Below are 24,572 nucleotides of genomic sequence, written 5' to 3'. Positions count from 1 at the left end.
TATGCCGGTAATAGAGCTTGTTGATGTAATCCTGGTCAGCCTGCTGGCTGGTTTCCTGCGCGACGGCGAGCGAAGCGGCAAAGAGGACCAGCAAAGAACCGATAATTAGTTTTTTCATAATAGATATATTATAGAATATAAATTGAGTTGTTTCCACTTTCCAAGCGGCTCTTTTTTACCCGCGACTGAACCTGCTTGTTGAGGGGGGGAGGTCAGGGGGAACTCCGGTTTCTTTAGTTTTATCCTTACCCGTATTTTAGTTTTTGTTCTCTTTTGTTTCTTCCCCATTTCTTTGACAGCAAAGAAATGGGGGAAAGAAACTGCTTAAGGGGATACCCCTTAAGAATCCCCGGCCTTCAAAATGCCCCCGCAACAACCTGATCTTAGTAGGGTTGTTGCTAACCCCGCCCCAGCAAGGAACCCCTTTGAAGGCCACATTTAATCGTATGAAACAACCCGTTAATAAATTTAGAGTGGGCGTATAACAGGTAATCTGATATAATAACTATGTTGATTTCCCGCTATTAAATAAGTGGGCCCGTGGTGTAGCCTGGTTTAACATGCCTGCCTGTCACGTCCCGCCTATGGCGGGATCCCGATTATTCCATAATTATTTTATTGTTTAATAATGTGAATCGGGACAGGAGATCGAGGGTTCTCCCGTCGGACATTAAAATATGATGATGTGAAACCGACGGGATCCCGACTGTTCCACAATTATTTTAAAATAATGTGAGTCGGGAAAATCCCAAACTATCATCCTTTATGAGCTGTTTTTTATCATGTTTTTTATGTATATCCTAAGAAGTAAAAAGAATGGCAAGTATTATGTTGGGGCTACGCATTGTCTTGAGAAGCGATTAAGACAACATAATGCCGGTAAGATAAGAAGCACAAAGGGGCTTATTCCGCTTGAAATTGTCTATTCAGAGAGTTATACGACAAATAGTGAGGCCAGAAAACGTGAATCTTGCCTGAAAAGGAGAAAAAGCCGCAAATTCATAGAATCATTAATAACAACTAAGAACTACATTTAACAATTAACCGTTATTTTATCTGTCTTCCCAATAATTTTCATATCTGTTATAATAATCAGGTTGATTTCCCGCTATTAAATAAGTGGGCCCGTGGTGTAGCCTGGTTTAACATGCCTGCCTGTCACGCAGGAGATCGAGGGTTCAAATCCCTTCGGGCCCGCCACTTATTTTTATTTCCACCAACAACATAGTTCCCCTAGATGCTTTTTGATCGTTTTCAGTTGGTGGGTCATGTCTTCAAGCCGACCGGTCTATTGGGAAGCCATAAGTTCCGATGGCGATGGCGGGGAAGGCTAGGCTTTTAAAGCCGTTCTCTTGGGCCAGCTTAAATTAATTAAGATAGCAACCGGTTAGGATCGCTTCGTCCCTCCCTTCTTTCCACCCAAAAATGGGTCCCACTCCGCCCCCACACAGGAGAGTCTTGTTAGCGGCGTTGACGATGACATCAACTGACAGCGTGGTAATGTCGCCCTGGATCAGCTCAATGGGCATATGGGGATTTATAGAATTGGGGAGGCTGGGATCAGGCTGAAAAGAGATAATATTTAAATTATAAAGCCAAAAATCACTATATAGATATTGAAATTTAGGCTAAATAGTGGGGATAATGAGGGGAGGCAAGGCTTAAGCATATGTTGTCAAAAAAGTATCCCAGTAATTGGGAAGAAATACGCGCCAAAGTTAAAAATAGAGACCAGCATGCTTGCCAAAAATGCGGTGAAAAAAGCCTGCTGTATGTTCATCATATAATCCCTATTTCAGAAAGCGGATCTCACGAGTTATCAAACTTAATTACGCTTTGTAATAAATGTCATTGTCTTATCCACCCCCAGGTCCAGGCCACTCTTGGTCAACGATTCTTTCGCTTCCTTAACAGGAAGATCCGGCGCTTCCTTGGGCACATAGGTCTGATTGATAATAAGTTTTCTGATCTTTACTACCTTTTAAGCTATTTTGGCTACAGCGATTTTAAAATAGGCCAAAAGGAAACGATCGAAAGCCTACTAAAAGGCAAGGATACAATGCTCGTCATGCCCACCTCGGCAGGGAAATCACTTTGTTTCCAGTTGCCTGCCCTGGGATATCAAACAGGGATCGTGCTGGTGTTTTCTCCCCTCAAAAGTTTAATGCATGATCAGGTGACTTCCCTGATCAGAAAGAATATACCGGCTACTTATATCAACAGCGATCTCAGTAAGGAAGAAAGAGAAAAAAGACTGGCTATGGTCGCGGCAGGGTATTTTAAACTGCTTTACATCGCGCCGGAGCGCTTGTCGGAGGAATTCATTGAACAATTGCGAATGATCAAGATCAATTTGATCGTTGTCGACGAGGCGCACTGTGTCAAGGAATGGCTGGGCTTCAGGCCAAGTTATTCCAAAATAGCTAAAGTTCGGCAAGCCCTGGGGCCGATCCCCATCCTGGCGATCACCGCTTCCGCGAACAAGCTCATGCAGGCGGAGATAAGGGATAAACTGGTCATGAGCAAGCCCAATACGTTCATCAAGGGGTTTAATCGAAAGAACATCTATTATCGAGTCAATCGCTATCGCCATGAGACGGACAAGCAGGCCGCGTTAGTAGAATATATTATTGCGCGAAACGGCAAAAAGGGGATAATTTATTGTGCCTGGCAAAAAACCGTCCATGAGGTTCGCGCATTGTTAAAAAGCCGCGGGATCGAGAGTGTCAAATATGTTGGAAAAATGGGCGCGAAACAGAATAACCAAAACTATGATGCGATTTACGGCACGAAAACCGTAATGGTTGCCACCAAGGCGTTCGGTATGGGGATAGACATCCAGGATATTGACTATATTGTTAATTACGATCTGCCGGAGTCGATAAATTGTTATTATCAGGAAAGCGGCCGGGCAGGTAGGAATGGTGCCGAGGTTGAGAGTGTAATATTGTATGACCAGGGTAATGAAAGCAAGCAGGTCTATCTAATCGGAAAAAGCGTTAATATTGCCGATATTAAGCGAGTTTATAGTTCCGCAGTAGGATGTTCGATCGATGGGTTAGCCAATGATAAGGAAATTGAAAAGTGCTATGCCCATGACCAGTATGAGCGAGAGAAGTATAAGATTGCCAGAGAGTTGTTGTGCGAAAGGGGTTATGTGTCGTTTGATCAGAGCGACGGGACAATACGAGCGATCAAGTCGGATAAAAACCTTTATAACGATTACCGGGATCTGGGGCAAGCGGAAAAAATGAGATATGACGAGCTGGCTAAATTGGTCGAGTATGTAAGTACGAAAGAATGCCGCCGGCAGTTCTTGCTTTCATATTACGGGGACGTCACTATTTTAAACGGAGTAACGGATGGGATCGGTCGGTTAATTGTTCGTCTCATCGACGGGTTTAAACACCTGGTACGCGCGCTAAGAAAGGGTTTTGACCAGGCGAATCTTGTTGCTCTTCCGGTAGCACCGAAGTGTTGTGATAATTGCTGCAGAAATATTTGCATAAAACAAGCTTTAAATAATAGACGCCCTGGCGGCAGAGAGAGCAAGCCTAGCCCCTCCCATCTCCTAGCCCTTGACTAAAATCTGCTCGGTTCGTCAAGCTGTTTTTTTTGCTCGCCGGACCTGGATGCCAGGCCGACCGAAATGTACCGCTCAACTATGGAAACGTGGATCCAGTCCTGCCCGGCCTGCGGCTATTGCAGCCCGGATATATCTAAAGCGACCTGCCGCCTGGGTCTGCGATTATGCCCGCGCCAAGCCCGGAGCGATCGAGTGCCGCTTGAAAGCCGCCGCTTTATTTCAAAAAGCCAAAGAAAACGGCCAGGATTTGGGTGAGCAGGCTGGGGTAGCGGAGGCGGTGATAACCGATCTGTTAAGGCGCGCAGGTAAATTAAAATTAGGCCAAAAAAGTCTGTGTTGAAGGCATGAGCCAAAATCCGGACAAAACAGTTTCGGCCGTTTTACGCGTTCAAAAAAGATTAATTGCCGGCTCGGATGTCGCTTGCTATACGATCAAAAATGCAAAAGCTACTGTGCCTGGACCGCGGTTATCGCGATAACATTGAGGATGTCTTCTACACTGCAACCCCGGGAAAGATCGTTGACCGGTTTCGCTTCCCCCTGCAAAATTGGCCCGAAAGCCTGGGCTTTAGCCAACCGCTGGGTTAGTTTATAACCGATATTACCTGCATCAAGATCAGGGAAAATAAGAACATTAGCCCGACCGGCGACGATGCTCCCCGGCGCTTTACGGGAGCCGATCTCCGGGACAATAGCGGCGTCGAGCTGAAGCTCTCCATCAAGGAGAAGGTTGGGCTTTTTTTCTTTGGCGATCTTAGTCGCGTTTATGACCTTATCGACGTCCGGATGGACCGCCGAAGTTTTGGTCGAAAAAGAGAGCATGGCGACCCGTGGTTCGCGGCCGACGAGCTTCACAAACTGGTCGGCGGTTTGGATGGCGATATCGGCCAGCTGTTCCGCGGTCGGGTTGGGGACGACGCCGCAGTCGGCGTAAAAAAGGATCCCTTCCTCGCCAAAGGTCTTGTCCGGCAGGATCATCACAAAATAGCTGGAGATGATCGATTGTCCGGTCCCTTTGCCGATACAGTCGATCGTCGCCCGGAGAGTGTCGGCGGTGGTGTGGGTCGCGCCGGAAACCATGCCGTCGGCTTCCCCCTGGTCGACCAGCATTGCTCCGAAATATGGAAAGTCCCTGGTCAGAAGCTGGCGCGCTTTTTCGATCGTCATTCCTTTGGCGGCCCGTTTGTCTTTTAATACCTGGATGTATTTATCAAGTTTGGGATGCTCGAGCGGATTGACGATGGTCATGCCGGAGAGGTCGACGTCGCCGGCGCCGGGGGTCTTTTTGATCTTGTCGGCTTCGCCGATCAAGATAATTTTAGCGATCTTGCTTTTAACGGCGAGTTCGGCCGCTTTCAGGGTCCGGGCGTCTTCGGTTTCGGGGAGGACTATCGTTTTATTGAGGCGCTTGGCTTTGTTCCAGATCTCGGCGATTAAGTCCATGATTTTTTTATTTTACCACAAGCGCATACTTCCGGCTACCCAGGCCGATCTTCTCGGCGTGAGAGAGCTGGATGCCCCAGTCGACGGCTGGCCAGAGAGCGCGGAACTTATCGTTGCCGGCCGCTTTGTTGACCAGGTCCACGCAGGCCTGGTCGAGGGCGACCGGGTCAAAAGAGGCGGCGATCCCGATGTCCGGAACGACCGGCGGGTCGTTGTGCGGATAACAGTCGCAATTCGGTGAAACGTCGGTGATAAAGTTTATATAGGCAATCTTCCCTTTGAATTGGGCGGCGATCCCGGCGGCATATTCGGCAATTTTCTCCTGGACCAATTCGGGGGAGCCGAACCAGCAGGCTTCAAGGGTCTGGTTTTTGCGGCAGGTTTTGACTTCGGGGCAATGAAGGCAATCCTGGTGCATTTTTAGCTTTCCCAGTTTGCTCCCCAGCCCCATGCCTATATTTTTCAGGGCGCCGCCAAAGCCGGTCGTTTCATGGCCTTTGAAGTGGGTTAAGACGATCATCGCTCCGGCGGTCAGCGTTCCGGCTGCGACGTAAAGCTTTTTGAAATGGGGGTAATTTACGGCCAATTCGCGGCCCCGCTGGTCTCCCGGTTCATCGGCGATGATTGTTTCCCCTCCGGTATTTGCCAAAGTATAACCATGTTCGTGGGCGGTTTGTAAATGGGTCTCGTTGTCGTTTCGTTTGCCCTGGTATAAGGTGTTCGCGTCGGTCCAAAAGGGACGCCCGCCAAGCTGTCTGATCAGCCGGGCGATCGGGCTGACCCGGTCGGGCTTTAGGTAGGCGGTATTACCCGGTTCGCCAAAATGGATCTTAAGGGCGACGGCATCGTCTTGGAAGATGATCTTGCTGAAGCCGGCAGTTTCAAATATTTCTTTGGCTTTTGAGATGTCTGAAGAGAAAAAGACATTCATTTGACAGTGGACAGTTCTTCGACTTTCTTCAAATATTCCAGCGCGTTCTTGACCTCCTGCATGTCCTGCCAGGTGATCCATTTTGGGGCCCCTTTTTCTTTTGATGGATTGCGCAAGAGATAGGCCGGATGGAAGAGGGGCATTACCGATATCTCCTGGTTGCCGGGGAACTTGAACCAGCGGCCGCGGATCGTGCTCATCGGTTCGTCCAGCTTCAGGATCGCTTTGACCGCCGGCGCGCCGAGCAGAATAATAATTTTTGGGTTGACCAGTCGGACCTGGGCGGCCAGGTAAGGGGCGCAGGCCGCCTGTTCGGTCGCCAGTGGCGCCCGGTTGTTCGGCGGGCGGCATTTGACGGTATTGGCGATATAAACATCGTCTGGCCGCTTGATCCCGACCGATCCGAGGATTTGGGTAAGGAGCTGTCCGGCCCGGCCGACAAATGGGAACCCTTGTTCGTCTTCGTCAGCTCCTGGCGCTTCGCCAATGATCATCAGGTCGCAGGGGACCGGGCCGTTGCCAAAGACGACTTTGTTACGGCCATTGGAAAGAGGGCATTTCACGCAGGTTTGGGCGAGTTGTTCGATCTCGATGTAGGAAAGATGGCTAAGATCTGGTTCGGTAGCAAATAATCCCATTACTTAAAATTTTAGCACCAATAATAGAGAAAATCAAAAATTAGTATGGGATTGTAATATTAAAGGGGAGGGCTGTGTCTGGGGCAACGATTAAAGATCTGGCAGTAAAATATAACACTGGAGGGAAAAACTCACTATGATAGGAAAGGTTACCCTGGAAAGGCTGTAAAAAGTTTTTGACCTCTTCTGTTCCCAGGCGAACGGGCCGATCAATGTAGACATCCTGATAATTTCTTGGCCGGGTGCCTGCCAGGTCCATGCACCATTGATACATAAAGGTTATCTGGGCGTGAGCGCAAGCCAGTACCCGGATCATGATAAAATCATCAGTTGGGTTGATGGGGTGGACCTGTGGCATGGCGTTGAGCCGCAGACCGGTACCGACCTGTTCAATTTCAAGAGAATTAAACCCGGCGATTAAATTAAATTGCAGTCCGCCAGGGAGTGTTTTTAAGGGATCAGGGTAATCGGCTAGTAATCGGGCGTATTTTTGATAGTTATCGAAGGCGCGAAGCGATGCCTCTAATCCGTCGGTGGTAAATATGTGATCATACTTATTTTGAGCCGCCAGGCTCATAACGACGATCCTTTTGGCCTGTTCAACTGATTGGTCGCCGTTTGGATCGTGGGCCAATGTTTTGCTTCGCCGCCGCAAAAGAGTAAAAGCCGAACGATGAGCAAGCCGCAGATCTTTTTCGGAGTATTGGTGTAATCTTGGTAAAAAATATAGGGCCCGATTTGTCATTGTTTCTCCCTATATTTGTCGAGAAAAAATGGGTATAATTTCAGGCTATTTCGACTATTCGGCCCCTTTTGGGAGATAATTCACTTTTTTAGGGAGAAAGAGGGCAGGATCATACTTTACGCTCAACCAAACCAGAGCGGTCCGGAAGGCTTCGGTTAAATCCGCCGGCGGAACGTTGGCCCGATCGGATCGGAAGGCGGTCAAAATACCCAGCGCCCAGTTTAATCCCCGTTCTTCGAGCTCTTTCGCGTCATGGGGATGCGGAAGATCAGCCTGGCTTAATTGATGGATCGAGTGGTCGTATTTTCGCGCTTCGGCTGTTTTTTCTTCCGGGGTTAAGGCGTCAAACTGTATGATTGCCTCTTCCAAAAGGGCTTTTACCGGCAAAGGATGGGGGGTGATAATAATTGATGTAATTGTTTCTCGCCAGGTCTCGTTTTCAATTCTAGACACGTTGATATGACCGGTAATAATATCGGTTAGATCCCGATCAAGCCTGTCAGCGGTTTGGACCGGCAGAGGTGTGGCACTGGCAATGGGGACAATATTCCCGTTGGCAAGTATTTCGCCGGCTCGAAGGACATAGTATATTTTCTCAAAGCGGCTAAGGATCGCTTCGGAATATCTGGCGTATTTTGACGGATCGCTGATCATCTGCAGGGCAGCCAGATTTTGAGATAATAGCTGGCCAAGATCAACATCCCCGTTTGGCATTATGGAAAAAAAGTTGTTGACCAGCAGGTTGTCGTCCGGTAATTCTGTCGGCCGTTTAAATCCTGTTTCCTCAATATGTTTATTGATGACTCTTCTGGCCTGGGCCATAATTGCCGCAGGGCCAAGCCGCTCTATCTCCTCGATCTTTGGCCCAAGCACTTTCATTAATACCTGGTTATTCATCGTTCCGTCAAAGATTTCAATGATACTTGCGCCGGTGGATGTTGCCCGGTCAAAAAAGCGCCTGGCCAGCGGGTTGAGCAGCAACCTTTTGGTCATTTCGTGGCGGTCAGTCTTGGGTCCTGCCTGACCGGCGTGGTGAACTGCGGTTAAATTACCGATCCTCATATAGGTTCCTCTGGTTATATATCGTAATAAACCGGTAAAAATTGCATTTAATGGATGTTTAATTTGTAGCGGGTCGCCCGACTCTCTCCTTCCTTGATGATAATCCCCCCTTTGATCAGCGGGGCGATGAGTTGGTTGATCCGGGCCCGGGAGACCTTCAGTTCGCTCATCAGATCGTTGACCTGGACCGAGCGGCGGTCGCGCAGGAGGCGAAGGGTCTCTTCCTGGCGCCTGGAGATGGCGAGCGGATAACTGGAGGTGACCTGAAGGTCTTCGATCCGCTTTTTGGTCCGTTTCAGCGTGGCGACAACCCCTTCAGCGACGTATTCGATCCAATGGGTCAGGTCGTAGTCGAGGCCTCTGGCCTGCTGGATCTTTTGATAGTAGCGTTTCAGTTCGCCGGCAAAGAATTCGTCAAGACTAAAAATATGGTGGAGGTCAAATTCGCGCTGGTAGAGGATCAGGGTGCTGATGGCGCGGGCCAGCCGGCCGTTCCCGTCGCTGAACGGGTGGATCGAAACAAAGCGGTGGTGGAAGATCGCGCAAACCAGAATGCTGTGTAGATTTTTGGCTTCGTTGCTGTTGACCCAGGCCAGGAGATCGGCGACCGCGGCCGGGGTTTCAGATGGAGAGGTTGGGGTATGGACCCTGATCTTATGGTCATCGACCACATAGTTTTGCCTGGTTTTATAACAGCCGCTCTTTTTTTCGTCTAGCAGGCCGTGAGTGATGATCTGGTGGAGATTAAAGACCAGCTTTTCATCGATATTCGCTTTGGTGTTATGAGAGATCCAGATCATCGCTTTTAAATAATTGGTGACTTCCAGCTCGTGCTGGCGCGAATGGCCGACTGTTTCTCCCCGGTCGACCGCCTTGACCTCTGGCAGGGTCAGGGCATTCCCTTCGATCGAAGTTGAGAAGTGGGCTTGTCTCGCCCGGGCGTCTTTTTGCATCAGCGGAAGCCAGGCGAGCTGAAGCGGCGCTAGCTCGATCCAGGTCTTGAGCGAGCTCGCTTCATCGATCAAATTCAATAGGTATGGGGTAATCCTATAAATTGGTTTAAACATTGGAATAGCATAATTATAACAAAGCGTAAAGAAAGCGTCAAGCCTCTAGTTAAGTGTTTGGGTTTTTTAGGCGCTCTGTTTTAATTGGTTGGTTTCTGCTTCTATTTGGTCCCCAAACCGTAAAAGGAGGCCGGTCTTGATCATCGGCATAACATCTTCGAGGATTGGATGCGGTATAGGCCGGGAATTTGGCGGGGCACAGAGATCGCGGCGATAACGAGCGTTAACTTTTTCATTGTATAGAAATTTGCGCTCTTGAGCTGTTTCTGGCTTCGGCATCATGTATAGAGCAACGATCGTTTCGATCGCGGCGGTCGATCCGGCCGGATCAGAACTGAAGAAAAACCGGAAACTTCGTTCAAACAGATCGTTCTTTCCCTGATCCTGGTCCCCTTTGATGCCGGTATAGCAGGCGACAGGGGTTGCTTCAAGCGCTTGAGATAATTTAGCCAAAACATCAACATAAGCGGAAAAGACCTTTTCCGCGGAATCAAGCTCCTCAAGCGGAGGCATCAAACAGTTGAGCAAGACGGTTCCAAAAGGAAGATCGGCCGAGGCAAATCTGGGGAACTTGATCTGGGGGCTAAAATAACTTTCTTTATTGGGAATCAGTTCCAAAATGGCTGATGGCAAGGCGATCCTGGCCAGAAAAGCGCTTGGAGTGGCTTCGACCTCTAAAACCGTCAGTCCAACGCCTTGCAGCAGGCTTTGGATCCCTTCGCAGGATTTTGTTTCGGAAAGTTTGGCCGTGATCCTGGCGGGAACCCGGTGGCTGCTGGCCGGGAGCTGTCTTAGTGGAGCGGTGAATCGTAAATGTTCGGCGCTGGAAATATGCATATCTATTGAACTCCCTGGTTCTTAACGTATGTCTCTCTATAATATATCGGCATTTTCCGGCAGAAATTTCAGGTTTAAAGCTTGATTGTTTGAGAGGTTCGGCTGATCATGTAAAGGAGTGTTTCACTTCCGGTTAGTGAGCTTAAGCAAGGTTGCTTTGGCTCTGGATTCATTCCGTTTTGGGCTTCTTGAACGGCAAGTTGACGCTGACCTGAAGGAGAATGCGCAAGAAAAGCTTGGGCAAAAGAAGATATTTGCCGATAGAAATCGTGCATGGCCCGAGCGCTGGTCTCTTTGTAGGAAAGCATTAACATCTGATTGTTTTTTAAGCGATCAATAATATCCGGTCTTTCCAGCATAGTCTTAACCTCATCTTTGGAGATCAGCTCCTCAAGGCTAAGGTTTTTTATTTCTGCCTCTTTGGCTATCTGATATGTCGATCGTTCCTTTTTCAGCAGGTAAACAATCAATGTCCGCAAGGTTGTGCGCATGCCGCTATGGATGAAAGAGGTCTCCCATTTTGATCTTGGCGCACCATTGAAGAGCATTCTTGGTCTTTGTCCTGTTGAGGATATGCATTTCATATGTAATATTATCGTGAAATATTTGTCAGGATTTCAAAAGAACCGGCAACTTTGGTTCAAGTTGATTTCATCCCTTCTATCTCCTGCCGAATCTTTTCCAGCCCATCCAGGCCATGTTTGCGTTGCTGTCTTTTCAGTGCTTCAAGAAAAGGATTGACGCGGGTGGCAAAAGGGGAGCAGGTAGGGGGACAGATATTGGGGAGGCCGCGGCTGATCAGGGCGTGCATCGGACCTTCCCAGACTTCGCGAAAGGGGGTGTTGATCGCGTTGCCGTAGTGCGGGGCTCCGGGGTAGGTGTTATGGTCGCATGGATAAACATTGCCGTCGGAGCCGACCGTCCCCCAAAGGAAATGCGTGTAACAGCGGGAAAAACACCGCCGTTCATCGGGCGGGCCTTCCAGCTGATGGGTTTCCACTAATTTGAAATCCGGGCCTACCAGTGTGGCTTTGACTTCGCCGATCAGCTCTTTGGCTTCCCTTATCTGGGGTAGACTGAGGGTCAATTGGTCCGCGATGTCAATTTTTAGCCTCAGGTAATTGACACCGGTCTCTTTCAGGCGATGAGCAATTCCAGGCAGTTCGCGATAATTATAGGGATTAAGAATATATCCGACATTAAGGTCGGCAGCCGCGCCGGCCGATCTTGCTTTGCGGGCCGCCAGCCCTTCCAGGTTGCGCATTATCAAGCCAAAGTATTTTTCTCCGAGAGCCAGGTCCCGTTTGCATTTCAGATAGGCAAAAGTTTCAGGGGAGCCGGCATCAAGGCTAAGATGGAGGAAGCCGGCGTTGGCGATAGTGTCCCAGGTTGTTTCGTCCATCATGATGCCATTAGTGAAAAGGCCGACCCGGACGTAATTTTGCGAGAGATACTGCATGCCGGCCAGGGTCGCTTCTTTAGCGACCAGTGGGTCTCCGATAAATCCGGAAAACTTTACGGTTTCGACGCGATAATCGCGCATTCTATGCTCCCCGCCTTCAGTGTAGTTGTCGCGGACCTTATAATCGACTATTCCGGCGACGACTTTGAGCATATCCTTTGTTTTTTTTAGGGCGTTGGGGAGACGGATGACCTGATTGGCGTTTTGAATGCTTTCGCCGATGCACCAGATGCAGCTGATGTTGCAGGCGCTGGAAGGCTGGATCTCGACTTCATAGGGAGGGACGACTTTTCCCTGGAGCACTTTGAGGATACGCGACCATTGCTGCTGCACCAGGTGCTTTTCGTAGTTCAGGGGAGTATTGCCTCCGGAACGAATGAAACGCTTTACTATATCTTGTGTTCTCACGATCGTTGACGACATTTTATTTTTCTCCTTGAAGGGGAATGACATTTTTGAGCCCTTCGGTTACTGAAGTGAAGTTTGCCGCGTAAAGGTCCGGGTATCGCGAAGTAAAATCAATATCCGGTTCGGAGATGTTTTCATTGAGAACAATGCGGGAGAGAGAGAGGGGGAAGTATGACCCCAATTCCCTTGCCAGGTCAGGGAGCGGGACCGTGCACCCCGGGGCATAAACATTGACCGGGCCGGCCGGCGGCTCGGTCCGGGAGATGATGCGGTCCAATAAGTTTTCAAAATCAGCCCAGTAAATAAAATTACGGGAGAGGTTGTGAACTACCACGTCCTCGCCGGCGGCGAATTTTCTGATGAACGAAGGGATAATGCGCTGCCCACTGTCTCCCGCAATATAAATATTGGCTATCCGAAGGAGCCTGCTGTTTTGAGGCGGAAACCAATTTCTCACGCTGGCTTCGGCCAGATACTTTCCTAGAGAGTAAGCGAGGCGAGTGTTTTTGATGTTTTCCAGCAAGGCTTGGGGGAAAACGTCCTCTCCGCTGGTCAAGGCTGAACTTGACGGATGAGCCCGGAACCTGGCAAGACCGGCTTCGGCCATTTCAAGAAGTTGGGGTGGGAGCTCAAGCGGCGAGTTTTCATTTGCCACCCTGACTTGCGGAGAAAGAAATTGATAATAGACCGCCATGCTCGAAAGCGAAATAAACATTTTTACCCCGGTTTCGGCGGCGGTTTGCGCGAGCTGATCGGTGTGTAAAAGGTTGCCGGCTAAGCTTTTAGCCACAATTTCAGGGCTGATTTCTCCGTATCCGCTGGGGAAGCCAACAGCATTCAGGCAGGTCTGCGAATCAGCAAGGGCGGTTTGCAGGTTCTTTTGATCGTAGGGGTCGCGGGAAATCTGGCGAGGGGTCTTTGCTCCTTTTTCTTCAACAAAAATGCCGCTCCGGTTTTGCAAATATAATTTGTCAGCGTTCCTGGCGAAACCAGTTTTAAGCGCTTTGCCCAGGAAGCCGGAAAAACCGGCAATAAAAACATGATGACCGATCGAATAATTATTAGACATAGCGGTTTTTGCTCATCTCCCTTTGTCTTATTATCGCTACTTCAGGGGGGGATTTCACGCGTTTTTAATAGAGGAAGTTTATTCTTTCATGCTATAATTAATCCATGCTTGTAAAATTATTTGATACCACCCTGCGTGATGGCGCCCAGACCGAAGGGATCAGCTTTTCCCTGGAAGACAAGCTTAAAATAACCAAACTTATCGATGAGCTTGGGGTTCACTATATCGAAGGGGGGTGGCCCGGCTCCAACCCGAAGGATATTGAGTATTTTAGGGCGGTCAGGGAGTTAAAGCTAAAACAGGCGAAGATTGTCGCTTTTTCCTCGACCCGCCGGCCAGGCGTTAAAGTTGAAGATGATAGGAACATCCAAACCTTGCTGGCGGCCGAGACCCCGGTCGTTTCTATCTTTGGCAAAACCTGGGATTTCCACGTGACCGACGCGCTCAAGACGACCCTGGAAGAAAATCTGGCAATGATCAAGGAAACGGTTGCTTACGCCAAGAAAGCGGGGAAAGAAGTCGTTTTTGACGCCGAACATTTCTTTGACGGGTACAGGGCAAACAAAGAATATGCCCTGAAAGTCTTAAAAACGGCGGAAGAAGCGGGGGCCGACCTTCTCTGCCTTTGTGATACTAATGGCGGAACACTTGCTTATCAAGGAGAGATAATCTTAAACGAGATGAAAAAGGAGATTAACATCCCGTTTGGCATCCATGCCCATAACGATTCCGAATGCGCGGTCTCGCTCTCTGGTATGGCGGTCTATTGTGGGGCCACGCATGTCCAGGGGACGATGAACGGGTTGGGGGAACGCTGCGGCAACGCTAACCTTTGTTCCATTATTCCAATGCTCAAGCTTAAGCTTGGCGCCGAGTGCCTCAGCGATGATCAGCTAAAAAAACTGACCGAGATCTCCCGGCATATTGCCGAGATCGCCAACCTGCCGCAATCCCCGCACCAGCCGTACGTCGGCCGCTCCGCCTTTTCCCATAAAGGGGGGATCCACGTCAGCGCGGTGGTCAAGCATCCGGGGACCTACGAACACATCAAACCGGAACTAGTCGGTAACGAACGGAGAATTACCGTTTCTGAACTGTCGGGCGTCAGCAACCTGCTGGTCAAGGCGCGGGAGTATAAAGTCGACCTGAAAAAAGATTCGCCGGAGGTCAAGAAACTGATCACCATGCTGAAAGAACTGGAGCATGCCGGTTATTCGTTTGAAGAAGGGGAGGCTTCGTTCGAGCTTCTGGTCAAGCGGACGGTCGGTTTATTTAAACCGTTTTTTGAACTGGAGTCTTTTAAGATTGAGACCGATAAAGAAGGAGAAAAGACCCCTGTTGTTACCGCTAATATTAAACTAGAGGTCAAGGGAAAACAATACGATGCTAAAGGGATGGGGGATGGGCCGGTCAACGCGTTAGACGACGCGTTGCGCAAAGTACTGGAGAATATTTATCCGGAAATTAAAACGGTCAAGTTGACCGATTATAAAGTTAGGGTTTTAAACAGCCAGGCCGGGACTGCCGCCCGGGTCAGAGTGCTGATCGAATCGGCCGACGAGAAAGATGTTTGGAACACGGTCGGTGTTTCGACCAACGTCATTGAGGCCTCGTGGCTCGCTCTGGTCGACTCCTTCGAATATAAGCTGATGAAGGCCTGCTAACCCTTATTCGAAGCGAATATTTTTGACCTCGATCTGACACGAACCGTTGTTGCTGTTCAACTGCCACTGGAGTTTTTGCGCTTTTTCCACTTCATTGCCCAGGAAGATCACGACTTCAGTCCAATCGCTGGTGACATTGACCGGATCATAAGTGATCGCCGGGTGGCTTGCGTTATTCTTATCGCTGTAAACCTGGGTGATCAATCTGGCTCCATTTTCCTGATTGGCAACGGATCCGCGGACCTTAAAATGGACGGTTTTTCGTCCGGCCAGAGGAGCGTTTCCGGTAATAATGCCAAAACCAGGATCTCTGGAGCCGCTAGCGCTAAAATAGTAAACCCCGTTTTCTTCCCGCAGAGCACCGCCATTGTAGGCGTAATTGTTTTGTTGGATTGTCTTGATCGGTAGAACATTGACCGAAGCGACAGAGGCTGTTGATGGAGCCAAAGGTCTTGCTGTAAGCGGAGTTGACGCAGTGGTGGGGGGTGATGCCGGTTGACTTTCGGCAGTCAGCGGCGCGTATCTTACCCAATCGTATTGAGTTGTGTAAGTTTTGCCAGGGGTGTAAGCGCCGAGCCAACCATCTACCGTTTTTGTCCCGGCCCAAATGTTGGTCATTATTTGTCCCGGTTGGGAAGGAATATCCGTGGTGACCCGATGAACTTCTTTTTCATCAATATAATAAGTAATGCTGTCCTGTGCCCATTTAAAACCATAATTATGAAAATCGGCGCAAGGATCAAACCCCAGCCGATCGTGGGTTAGAACTAATTCATGGTTTCCTTTCCCCTGGCCATAGTGGTTTAGTTGGATAGAACAATCTTTGCCTTTGCCTTCAATGTCGGTCTCGTGATGATTGGGTTTGCCATAAGTCCCGGTGTATAAGAAAAATGAGCCGGCCATGAGACCACTGCCACTAGCAATGCGCATACGAACTTCAAAAAAACCAAAACTATATTTTTTGACTGTTCGGTATTCCGCGCACTCACCTTTCGATAAAAAGAGTTTCAATACGCCGTCATTAGAAAAAGAAATCTTATCAGGTTTGAAGACGCAATTGAAGGGATCGCCGTTGGCGCCGCTCCTCCGTTCCCAGGCAGTAGTATCGTCCATGTTAAATTCGTGGACTTCGGTTGGAACGATCCCCAGGGTAGTGAAAAGGGAGTTGGTGATTGAAGTACCGACTGCCGGGGGAATTATTGTTGAAGCAGATACTGATGGAATAGTTGTGGCAGGAGCGCTGGGTTGGCTTTTTTGCCCTCCGCAGGTTGAGCCGCAGGCGGCAAGAGTTGTCGCTCCAGCTAAAAGTAATGATCTGGTGATCAAACGAGGCCGCGTCATGGTAAGTTTCATGTTTGCTCCTGTTTTATTAAAATGAGCCGTACAATTGATTATCCTCTCCCATAAACGGAAATTTCAGTTATTTTTGATCAATTATTTGTGTTATAATTCAAACATATGTTAGCTGAAAATATGCCCAAAACCGCGCAAATAAACGCTTCCGGACATCTGGAGGTCGGCGGCTGTGATCTGCTTGATCTGGCCAGAGAATTTGGGACCCCTCTCTATGTTTTGGACGAAGAAACTATCCGTCGGCAGTGCCAGGCTTATATGAGCGCCTTTCGCGAGCATTACCCGAACGGTGAAGTTGTTTTTGCCAGTAAAGCCCTTTGCGCGGTCGGAGCTGTCAAGGTCATTGCTTCCGAAGGGCTGGGGTTTGATGTTTCATCAGGCGGAGAGCTTTTTACCGTTCTGAAGGCGAAAGCCGATCCAAAAAAGATCTATTTTCACGGTAATAATAAATCGCCAAAAGAGATCGAAGAGGGGCTTAAAGCGGGTGTTGGCCGATTTGTGATCGACAACCAAGATGAGCTGGTCAATCTTGCGGGGATAACCGACAAGCTTAATAAAGATGCTTCGGTTCTGGTCCGGGTCAATCCCGGGATCGAAGCTCATACTCATGAATTTATCCAAACCGGCAAGATCGATTCCAAGTTTGGGGTTCCCCTGGATCAACTTGATGAGCTGATCAAAAAGATCGGTCAACATAAACGGATCAAGCTGGCCGGCTTTCATGCGCATATCGGCTCGCAGATCTTTGACGTTGAGCCGTTCGTTGCTGAAGCAAAACTACTGGTCTCTTTGACACAAAAATATAAGACGGATGAACTAAGCCTGGGGGGAGGGATTGGGATCCCTTATTTAAGCGGTGAAACAGCCCCCAATATTAAGGAATTTGCCAAGAAGATCTCAGCAGAGCTTATTGGCAAGACAAAAGCTAAATTGATTATAGAACCAGGCCGCTCGATTGTCGGGCTGGCCGGGATAACATTGTATACGATAGGTGCGGTTCGCGATATTCCAGGCGTCAGAAAATATCTGATCGTTGACGGCGGGATGTCCGATAACCCGCGCTTTATCTTGTATCAGGCGAAGTATGAAGCTTTTTTGGCGCGCGACCCGCAGGCGGCCAGGAGTGAAACTGTGACGATCGGGGGGCGGTTTTGCGAATCGGGAGACCTGATCATCAAGGATGGCCAACTCCCGCCGGCAAAAGCTGGCGATGTTTTAGCGATTGCCTGCACAGGCGCGTATAATTATTCAATGGCCTCCAATTACAACCGGGTCCCCCGTCCGGCCATGATCATGGTAGGGGGCGGCCAAGCTAAAAAAATCGTTAAACGAGAAAGTTATGAGGATATGATCAAAAATGACACCTGAATTTCGCTGGGTTGACCTGATCGATATATTTACGGTCGCGGTATTTATATATTACTCGCTCCTTTGGCTCCAGGGGACCAGGGCGATGACCCTGATCCGCGGGCTGATCTTCTTGATCTTTGTTTACGCGGTCGGACGGTTCATCGGCCTTTATACGATCAACTGGCTGTTCGAGAAATTTGCTCCGGCGGTCGCGGTCATGCTGGTCGTTCTTTTCCAGCCGGAACTCCGTCGAACGCTGGAGCGGTTTGGCCGAGGCCGGATCCTGGGGCTTTTTTCCCTGGCTCCGGTCCGCGAAGGAAGCTATTATGTCAGGAGCGTCGTCCGGGGGGTTGAGCAGTTAGCCGAAGAAAAAGTCGGCGCCCTGATCGTTATTGAACGGATGATGGGGATGACCGAACACCTTGAGTCGGGCGTCCGGCTCGACGCTTTTCTTTCGACTGAACTTCTCCTTTCGATCTTTGAGCCAAGGTCCCCTCTGCACGACGGGGCGGTCATTGTCCAGGGGGAAAGGATCATCTCGGCAAGCTGTCTGCTCCCGATCTCCGACAGTCGTCTGCTCGATCATCGATTGGGGACACGGCATCGGGCGGCGGTCGGCCTGTCCGAGGTTTCCGACGCTCTGGTTATCGTCGTTTCGGAAAAGAGCGGGATCGTTTCGGTGGCGGAGAATGGCAACCTGATCAGGCACCTGACCAGCGAACTGCTGGAAGAAAAACTCTTTTCCATTTATCGGATGGAGAAGCACCGGATCGATCTGTTTGGCTGGAGTCATGGCAAAATTAAACGCGCTCAATATTAAGCAAGCTGAGCATAAGCTGGTCATGCTGACCGCTTATGACTTTCAGTTTGCCAGGCTTTTGGACAGTTCTGGGGTTGATATTGTTCTGGTTGGCGATTCGCTTGGCAATGTCGCCCTTGGTTATAAGGACACCTTGCCCGTGACGATGGAAGAGATGGAGGTCCACGTCCGGGCGGTTGCCAGAGGGGTCAAACGCTCCCTGGTCGTTGCCGATATGCCTTTTGGCTCCTTTCAGGCCGACCCGATAACAGCGGCCGCCAATGCGATCCGTTTGGTCAAAGCGGGCGCAGACGCGGTCAAACTCGAAGGCCCGGCCCATTTAACCGCGGTCCGTAAAATAATTGAAGCCGGGATCCCGGTCATGGGGCATCTTGGTTTTACGCCGCAGTCGGTCAATTTGCTCGGTTATAAGGTCCAGGGAAAAGAGCGGCGGTCGGCCGATAAGATCATGGCTGACGCCAGAGCGCTGGAAAAATCTGGCTGTTTTGCCGTTGTTCTGGAGCTGGTTACCGAAGCCCTGGCCGCGAAGGTGACCAAGGCTTTAAAGATCCCGGTGATCGGGATCGGCGCCGGGGAGAAAGTTGACGGCCAGGTCCTGGTGACCAGCGACCTGATCGGACTTTACGAGAACCCGCCCAGCTTTGTGAAGAAACGGGCTGATGTGGCCGGGACGGTCCGCCGGGTGGTTGGCGAATTTATCAGGGAAATCAGAAAATAGGATCTTGCCCCCGTAGCTCAGTTGGATAGAGCGACGGTTTCCTAAACCGCAGGCCGCAGGTTCGATCCCTGTCGGGGGCAAATTAAAACATATATGAACATAATTTTGATCGGTTTTATGGGTTCCGGCAAGTCGTCTGTCGGCAAGGCGCTGGCCAAAAGACTGAACATTGAGTTCCTTGATACCGACGAACTGATCGAAGGGGTGGAGGGGAAGAAGATCAGCCGGATCTTTAAAGAAGAGGGGGAAGATCACTTTCGGGCGCTGGAGACCGATACGCTAAAGACATTGAAAAGTTATGAAGGTTTTGTCCTGTCTGCCGGCGGCGGCATAGTTTTGCGCCAGGAAAATATTGACTTGCTCAAAGAGATAGGGAAAGTCGTCCTGCTTACTGCCGAGCCGGACAAGATCCATGAACGGGTCGGGCGGGAGACGCACCGGCCGCTTTTGAACGTTAGCGACCCCCGGGCCGAGATCGCCAGGCTATTGGAGAAACGGCGGCCAAGCTATCAGGCCGCAGCGGATCTGACGATCGATACGACCACTCTTTCGGTAACGGAAGTAGCCGAAAAAATAATTAAGGAATTAAAATTATGAACAAGATCAGGGTCAATCTAAAAGAGCACAGTTATGATGTTTTGATCGGGACCGATATCCTGCCGGAGCTTGGCAAGATCGTTGAGGCCAATAACTGGGGAAAAGAGATCTTCCTGATCACTGATCCGCTGGTCAATGATCTTTATGGTGACCGGGTCAGCAAGGGGTTTAAAGGGAAGCTGGTGACGATCGAGACCAAACGGGGAGAAAACCACAAGACCCTGGCCGAAGCGGCCAAAGTTTTTGACCAGCTGGTCCGCCACGGAGCCCATCGCGACAGCCTGATCGTCGCGCTTGGCGGCGGGGTCGTAGGAGACCTGGCCGGTTTTGTCGCCGCCAATTATATGAGAGGGATCCCTTATATTCAGGTGCCGACCACCTTGCTTGCGCAGGTTGATGCCGCGATCGGCGGGAAAACCGCGGTCAACCACCCCAAGGGGAAAAACCTGATCGGCGCCTTCTATCAGCCCCGGCTGGTATTTGTCGACGTTAAGTCGCTCACCTCTCTCCCGGCGCGGGAATTGCGGACCGGACTGGCCGAGATCGTCAAATACGGCATGATCAAAGACGCGAGCTTTTTTAAATTTTTGGAAGAGAACGCCCATCATCTTCATACCAGGGCGTTTGAAAAAGAAGATACCCTGCGGGCCGCCATGAAACTTTGGCAAACGATCGTCGTCGAATCGGCCAAGATCAAGGCGGAAGTGGTGGAAAAAGACGAGAAAGAGGCCAAACTTCGGATGATCCTTAACTTTGGTCATACTTTTGGCCACGCGATCGAATCGCTGACCCATTACCGCTCTTATAATCATGGCGAAGCGGTGGCGATCGGCATGGTCGCGGCGGCGCTGGTCGCTCAAAAGCTTGGCATTCTGGACCCGAATGTGACCGCGCGGCTCCGTCAATTGCTCGACAAGCTTGGCTTGCCGTCGGAAATAAAGAACTTTCCGGTCAGCAAGCTTATAGCCGGGATCAATATTGATAAAAAGGTACTGGGGGGGAAGGTCAACTTTGTTCTTCCGGAAAAACTGGGGAAAGTCATCATTCGCGACAACGTGCCGCTGCCAATAATCAGGAAGACGTTGCTCGAACTGGGGGCAAAATGAAGAACTATGATGAACAGCTGGAGCTGATCAGGCGCGGGGCGGTTGAGATCATCCCGGAGAATGAGCTGGTGGAAAAATTAAAGCTTGGCCGTCCCCTGCGGATCAAGTTTGGGGCCGATCCGTCGGCTCCCGATATCCATATGGGGCACACCGTGGTTTTGAACAAGCTCCGCCAGTTCCAGGAGCTGGGGCATCACATCATATTTTTGATCGGCGATTTTACCGCGATGATCGGCGATCCTTCCGGCAAGTCTGAGACCCGCAAGCCGCTCTCCAGGGAGCAGGTTGAAGCTAACGCCGGATCTTATAAAGAGCAGGTTTTTAGGATCCTCGACAAAAGGAAAACCGAGATCGTCTATAATTCGCATTGGCTGGAAAAAATGAACCTGATGGATGTTTTCAAGCTTTCGGCCCAATACACGGTCGCCCGGATGCTGGAGCGGAAAGATTTTGCCGCCCGCTTTGAGGGGGAAAAGGATATTTCGATCCTGGAGTTTCTTTATCCTCTTCTGCAAGGGCATGATTCGGTCCATCTCAAGGCGGATATCGAGATCGGCGGGACCGATCAGAAATTTAATTTGTTGATGGGACGGACCCTGCAGCAAAAAGCGGGTCAGGCGGCACAGGTGGTCCTGACCATGCCGCTGCTGGAAGGGACCGACGGGGTCCAAAAGATGAGTAAATCGCTCGGCAACTATATCGGCATTACCGAAGAACCCAATGAGATCTACGGCAAGATCATGTCGATCTCGGACCAGCTGATGATCCGCTATTATGAGCTGCTGACGACCGAATCGCTGGCGGAGATCAAAACTGCCCATCCAATGGATGCAAAAAAGAAGCTGGCCCGCATATTGGTAGCCCGTTTTTATGATGATCGCGCGGCGGCGGCGGCCGAAGAACATTTTACCTCCGTTTTTAAAAAAGGGGAGGTCCCCAGGGAAGTTGAACTCTATACCACCGGGCATCGTCAGTTGCCGCTGCTTGACCTGTTGACCGAGGCAGGGCTGGCGCCGTCCCGCTCGGAAGCCAAGCGGCTGGTCCAGCAGGGGGGGGTATCCATAGACGGTCAGATCGCGGCCGACGAAAAAGCGGTCGTCTCGCTTGAACAAGAGCGGACGATCAAGGTCGGAAAACGGAAATTCCTGCGCGTCAAAAATGTCTAATCAACTCCATTTGATCTACGGCGACGAACGGCTGCTGGTCGAAGAAAAAATATCCGCTTTTAAAAGATCGGTGGCCGATCCTTCCCTCGATCTCGAAATCCTTGAAGGCGAAATTTCCCCCGCCGTATTAAGCTCGGCCCTGCAGACCCAAACCCTTTTAGGGGGGGATAAGGTCGTCATAATCAGGGACATTGAAATATCCCCGGAAAATCAGGCCGATCTTATCGCTCCTCTGCGCGATCTTCCGCCGGGAGTAACCGCGGTGTTCCATTTTTCCGCGATCGACAAGCGGATGAAGTTCTTTAAGTTCCTGGCCGAGAGGGCGGAGGTGACCGAATGCCGCTCTTTTGCGCCGTGGGAGACCGATCAGCTGGCAGAATGGATCACGGAGCGGGGAAAAAAACTCGGCAAAAAAATATCATCCCCCGCGGCCGATCTTTTGATCGAGGTCTGCGGGACTGACCTGGCTTTCTTAGCCAATGAGCTCGATAAGCTGGCAACTTATGTCGGGGAATCTGGAGAGATCACCCCGGCCGATGTAAAGGCGGCCGCCTCACAGGGAGAGGTCAACGTCTTTGCCCTGGTTGACGCTCTAAGGCATAAAGATCTGACGCTGGCGCTGACGCTTTTCCAGAACTTGCTTTATAACCGGGTAGAGCTGTTGCCCCTGCTGGGGCTGCTTAGGACGCAGTACCGCTTGATGTTCCAGATCAAGGCTCTTCCCGGCCGTGACCGCAACCCCTACAGCGTAGCCAAGGCGATTGGGGCGAGCCAGTTTAACGTTAGAAAATGCCTGGAAACGATCGACCGTTTTTCCCTGGACGAATTAAAGAACAACATCATAGTTCTTCTGGATACTAACCTGAAATTAAAGTCCGGAGCGTCGCAGGCGGTTGTATTTGAAATACTGCTGACCACGCTCTGCGGAGCGTGATCGATGCAGCTTAAAACGCGGCTCAGGTTGCTTTTTCTTTTTTTCCTGATCGGTTTCGCGGCGGTCATTGTCCGGCTGGTCGACCTGCAGATCGTCCATTACAAGTTCTATCTGGAAAGGTCGCAAAACCAGCGCCTGCGGATCATTCCGATCTCCACCAACCGGGGTGATATTTTGGACGCGCGGGGAGATATTCTGGCGACCACGGTTGATTCTTACTCGGTTTTTACCAGCCGAAAAGGGTTCTCCTGGATCGTCCGCAAAGTTACCCGGGAAGAAGCGGCCAGGGCGCTGGCAAAAAATCCCAAAGAATACCGGATGATCAGGGAGAAAAAAAGGATCTATCCCAAAGAGCGGTTATGCGCTCAGCTCCTTGGTTTTGTCGGTGTCGACAATCAGGGGCTTTCCGGGATCGAGGTTTCCTGGGACAAATACCTGCAGGGAAAAACAGGAAAGGTAGTGACCGAAGGGGACCCGACCGGCCGCGAGCTTTACGGCGCGGTCCGCGAGATCGAGCCGAGCGGCGACGGGATGAGCGTCACCCTGACGGTTGATAGCGCCATTCAATATGTTGCCGAACGCGAACTTTCCAGACAGATCAAAGCGACCGGGGCTTTGTCCGGTATGATCATTGTCATGAATGCCAAGAACGGGGAGATCCTCGCCCTGGCCAGTAAACCTGATTTTAACCCCAATTATTACGGGAAGGCCGATTCCCGTCTCTGGCATCCCCGATTTTTAAATCCTTATGAGCCTGGCTCGACCTTTAAGTTGGTTTTGGCTGCTGCTGGCCTTGAACAAGGGGTAATTAATCTCGATACCAAACTAAAAGCGCTGGACCAGGTCGAGATCGGCGGGCGCAAGATCACCAATGCCCACCACATTGATTGGCAGGGCTCGACCGTCTCTATTTCGGAAATGCTGGAGCAGTCGATCAATACCGCGACCGTTCAGGTCGGGATCATGCTGGGGGCAAAAAAATATCATCAAGTTATCCGGCGCTTTGGTTTTGGGGAGCAGATCGGTTTTGGTCTGGCCGGCGAATCGCGCGGGATAGTAATGGATTGGCCAAAATGGCCAAAAGCAATGATCGGGATGTCAACTTTTGGCCAGGGGTTGGCGGTCACCCCGCTTCAGCTTCTGCAAGCGGTTTCCGCTTTTGCCAATAAAGGGAAAATGGTGAAACCGCATGTTGTTAGAAAGATCGAAGGGAGCGACGGGAATTTTGTGAAAGCGTTTGACGAACGGCCAGACCGGCGGGCCGTTTCCGAGAAAACGGCGGGAGCGGTTCTTTCCATTATGAAAAATGTTGTCCTGCGGGGGACCGGCAAGAAAGCGGCCATGGCTTATTTTTCTGTTGGCGGCAAGACCGGGACCGCGCAAAAAGCCGCGCCGGGTGGGCGGGGTTATTTAAAGAACTCGTATATTACTTCGTTTATCGGTTTGGCCCCGCTCAATGATCCGGCGGTGATAACTTTGGTTATCTTTGACGCGCCGCAGACTTCGATCTGGGGGGAAACAGTGGCGGCTCCGCCGTTTAAAACGGTCACTGAATATACCCTCCGGTATTTGAACGTTCGACCGGATATGTTGTGAGCGCGAGAAACAACTAATAT

The 24,572-nt window shown here is 50.4% G+C and carries 23 protein-coding genes, 2 tRNA genes and 1 pseudogene; 14 read left to right on the top strand and 12 right to left on the bottom strand.

All coding sequences use genetic code 11. The annotated features are described in order from the left end of the window. The first annotated feature begins 782 nt into the window (after nt 1-782). Both KKF06_03995 and KKF06_03990 read left to right on the top strand, forming a co-directional pair. Nucleotides 783-1,037, top strand: a complete 255-nt coding sequence (locus tag KKF06_03995) for a GIY-YIG nuclease family protein (protein MBU1616929.1) — start codon at nt 783-785, stop codon at nt 1,035-1,037. Nucleotides 1,038-1,121: 84 nt separating this feature from the next. Continuing rightward, a tRNA-Asp gene (locus KKF06_03990) sits at nt 1,122-1,200 on the top strand. Between the two features lie 74 nt (nt 1,201-1,274). Here KKF06_03990 and KKF06_03985 read toward each other — a convergent pair. Then, nucleotides 1,275-1,529 (bottom strand): annotated as a pseudogene (locus KKF06_03985) (macro domain-containing protein). Between the two features lie 140 nt (nt 1,530-1,669). Between KKF06_03985 and KKF06_03980 the strand changes: the two are divergent. Beyond that, nucleotides 1,670-3,586, top strand: a complete 1,917-nt coding sequence (locus KKF06_03980) for a RecQ family ATP-dependent DNA helicase (protein ID MBU1616928.1) — start codon at nt 1,670-1,672, stop codon at nt 3,584-3,586. A 447-nt stretch (nt 3,587-4,033) separates the two neighbouring features. Here KKF06_03980 and pta read toward each other — a convergent pair whose 3' ends face one another. The 10 genes from pta to KKF06_03930 all read right to left on the bottom strand — a co-directional run bounded on the left by pta (nt 4,034) and on the right by KKF06_03930 (nt 13,248). Beyond that, nucleotides 4,034-5,029 (bottom strand): phosphate acetyltransferase, encoded by a 996-nt coding sequence (gene pta / locus KKF06_03975; protein MBU1616927.1) that lies wholly within the window; start codon nt 5,027-5,029, stop codon nt 4,034-4,036. A gap of 7 nt (nt 5,030-5,036) precedes the next feature. Further along, nucleotides 5,037-5,960, bottom strand: coding sequence for a DUF362 domain-containing protein (locus KKF06_03970; GenBank protein ID MBU1616926.1), 924 nt, complete (start codon nt 5,958-5,960; stop codon nt 5,037-5,039). Further along, nucleotides 5,957-6,598 carry a uracil-DNA glycosylase gene (locus KKF06_03965; GenBank protein MBU1616925.1) on the bottom strand — a complete coding sequence of 214 codons (642 nt, stop codon included), beginning with the start codon at nt 6,596-6,598 and terminating at the stop codon, nt 5,957-5,959. Before KKF06_03965 ends, KKF06_03970 begins: the two co-directional genes overlap by 4 nt. Before the next feature lie 40 nt (nt 6,599-6,638). Next, complete coding sequence (locus tag KKF06_03960) at nt 6,639-7,343, bottom strand: hypothetical protein (GenBank protein ID MBU1616924.1); 705 nt, start codon at nt 7,341-7,343, stop codon at nt 6,639-6,641. A 54-nt stretch (nt 7,344-7,397) separates the two neighbouring features. Next, the gene (locus KKF06_03955) at nt 7,398-8,336 is read right to left on the bottom strand and encodes a hypothetical protein (protein ID MBU1616923.1); all 939 of its coding nucleotides are present in this window, start codon (nt 8,334-8,336) and stop codon (nt 7,398-7,400) included. 116 nt (nt 8,337-8,452) lie between these two features. Further along, on the bottom strand, nt 8,453-9,472 hold the full coding sequence (locus tag KKF06_03950) for a Fic family protein (protein ID MBU1616922.1): 1,020 nt from the start codon (nt 9,470-9,472) through the stop codon (nt 8,453-8,455). Between the two features lie 66 nt (nt 9,473-9,538). Next, nucleotides 9,539-10,309 (bottom strand): hypothetical protein, encoded by a 771-nt coding sequence (locus KKF06_03945; GenBank protein MBU1616921.1) that lies wholly within the window; start codon nt 10,307-10,309, stop codon nt 9,539-9,541. Between the two features lie 74 nt (nt 10,310-10,383). Continuing rightward, complete coding sequence (locus tag KKF06_03940; protein ID MBU1616920.1) at nt 10,384-10,893, bottom strand: hypothetical protein; 510 nt, start codon at nt 10,891-10,893, stop codon at nt 10,384-10,386. Nucleotides 10,894-10,949: 56 nt separating this feature from the next. After that, the gene (locus KKF06_03935) at nt 10,950-12,194 is read right to left on the bottom strand and encodes an SPASM domain-containing protein (protein ID MBU1616919.1); all 1,245 of its coding nucleotides are present in this window, start codon (nt 12,192-12,194) and stop codon (nt 10,950-10,952) included. Nucleotide 12,195: 1 nt separating this feature from the next. Continuing rightward, nucleotides 12,196-13,248 (bottom strand): NAD(P)-dependent oxidoreductase, encoded by a 1,053-nt coding sequence (locus tag KKF06_03930; GenBank protein ID MBU1616918.1) that lies wholly within the window; start codon nt 13,246-13,248, stop codon nt 12,196-12,198. 104 nt (nt 13,249-13,352) lie between these two features. Here KKF06_03930 and cimA point away from each other — a divergent pair, with 104 nt between their 5' ends. Beyond that, entirely contained in the window at nt 13,353-14,912 is a 1,560-nt protein-coding gene (gene cimA, locus KKF06_03925) for a citramalate synthase (protein MBU1616917.1), read from the top strand. A 3-nt stretch (nt 14,913-14,915) separates the two neighbouring features. On the opposite strand, the gene KKF06_03920 is transcribed toward cimA, so the two are convergent. Then, nucleotides 14,916-16,025, bottom strand: coding sequence for a family 16 glycosylhydrolase (locus KKF06_03920; GenBank protein ID MBU1616916.1), 1,110 nt, complete (start codon nt 16,023-16,025; stop codon nt 14,916-14,918). On the opposite strand from KKF06_03920, the gene KKF06_03915 reads away from it, so the two are divergent. The 10 genes from KKF06_03915 (at nt 16,024) to KKF06_03870 (ending at nt 24,552) form a co-directional block, all read left to right on the top strand. Continuing rightward, nucleotides 16,024-16,290: a hypothetical protein gene (locus KKF06_03915; GenBank protein ID MBU1616915.1), complete on the top strand. Its 267-nt coding sequence runs from the start codon at nt 16,024-16,026 to the stop codon at nt 16,288-16,290. The genes KKF06_03920 and KKF06_03915 overlap by 2 nt on opposite strands. A gap of 95 nt (nt 16,291-16,385) precedes the next feature. Further along, complete coding sequence (lysA, locus tag KKF06_03910) at nt 16,386-17,633, top strand: diaminopimelate decarboxylase (GenBank protein MBU1616914.1); 1,248 nt, start codon at nt 16,386-16,388, stop codon at nt 17,631-17,633. Then, nucleotides 17,623-18,435 carry a diadenylate cyclase CdaA gene (cdaA, locus tag KKF06_03905; GenBank protein MBU1616913.1) on the top strand — a complete coding sequence of 271 codons (813 nt, stop codon included), beginning with the start codon at nt 17,623-17,625 and terminating at the stop codon, nt 18,433-18,435. Before lysA ends, cdaA begins: the two co-directional genes overlap by 11 nt. After that, complete coding sequence (gene panB / locus KKF06_03900) at nt 18,407-19,153, top strand: 3-methyl-2-oxobutanoate hydroxymethyltransferase (protein MBU1616912.1); 747 nt, start codon at nt 18,407-18,409, stop codon at nt 19,151-19,153. The genes cdaA and panB overlap by 29 nt, the downstream gene beginning before the upstream one ends. Nucleotides 19,154-19,159: 6 nt before the next feature. Further along, a tRNA-Arg gene (locus KKF06_03895) sits at nt 19,160-19,233 on the top strand. Between the two features lie 13 nt (nt 19,234-19,246). Continuing rightward, a complete protein-coding gene (locus KKF06_03890; GenBank protein ID MBU1616911.1) occupies nt 19,247-19,750 on the top strand; it encodes a shikimate kinase in 504 nt (167 codons plus the stop codon). Continuing rightward, entirely contained in the window at nt 19,747-20,856 is a 1,110-nt protein-coding gene (gene aroB / locus KKF06_03885) for a 3-dehydroquinate synthase (GenBank protein ID MBU1616910.1), read from the top strand. The genes KKF06_03890 and aroB overlap by 4 nt, the downstream gene beginning before the upstream one ends. Beyond that, nucleotides 20,853-22,022, top strand: a complete 1,170-nt coding sequence (locus tag KKF06_03880) for a tyrosine--tRNA ligase (GenBank protein ID MBU1616909.1) — start codon at nt 20,853-20,855, stop codon at nt 22,020-22,022. The genes aroB and KKF06_03880 overlap by 4 nt, the downstream gene beginning before the upstream one ends. Beyond that, entirely contained in the window at nt 22,015-22,956 is a 942-nt protein-coding gene (gene holA, locus KKF06_03875) for a DNA polymerase III subunit delta (GenBank protein ID MBU1616908.1), read from the top strand. The genes KKF06_03880 and holA overlap by 8 nt, the downstream gene beginning before the upstream one ends. Nucleotides 22,957-22,959: 3 nt before the next feature. Beyond that, on the top strand, nt 22,960-24,552 hold the full coding sequence (locus KKF06_03870; GenBank protein ID MBU1616907.1) for a penicillin-binding protein 2: 1,593 nt from the start codon (nt 22,960-22,962) through the stop codon (nt 24,550-24,552). Nucleotides 24,553-24,572: the final 20 nt, after the last annotated feature.

It is taken from the genome of Candidatus Margulisiibacteriota bacterium (assembly GCA_018822365.1).
In the GTDB taxonomy this organism is placed as follows: Bacteria; Margulisbacteria; WOR-1; order O2-12-FULL-45-9; family XYB2-FULL-48-7; genus XYB2-FULL-45-9.
This window is presented reverse-complemented; position numbering and strand designations above follow the sequence as displayed.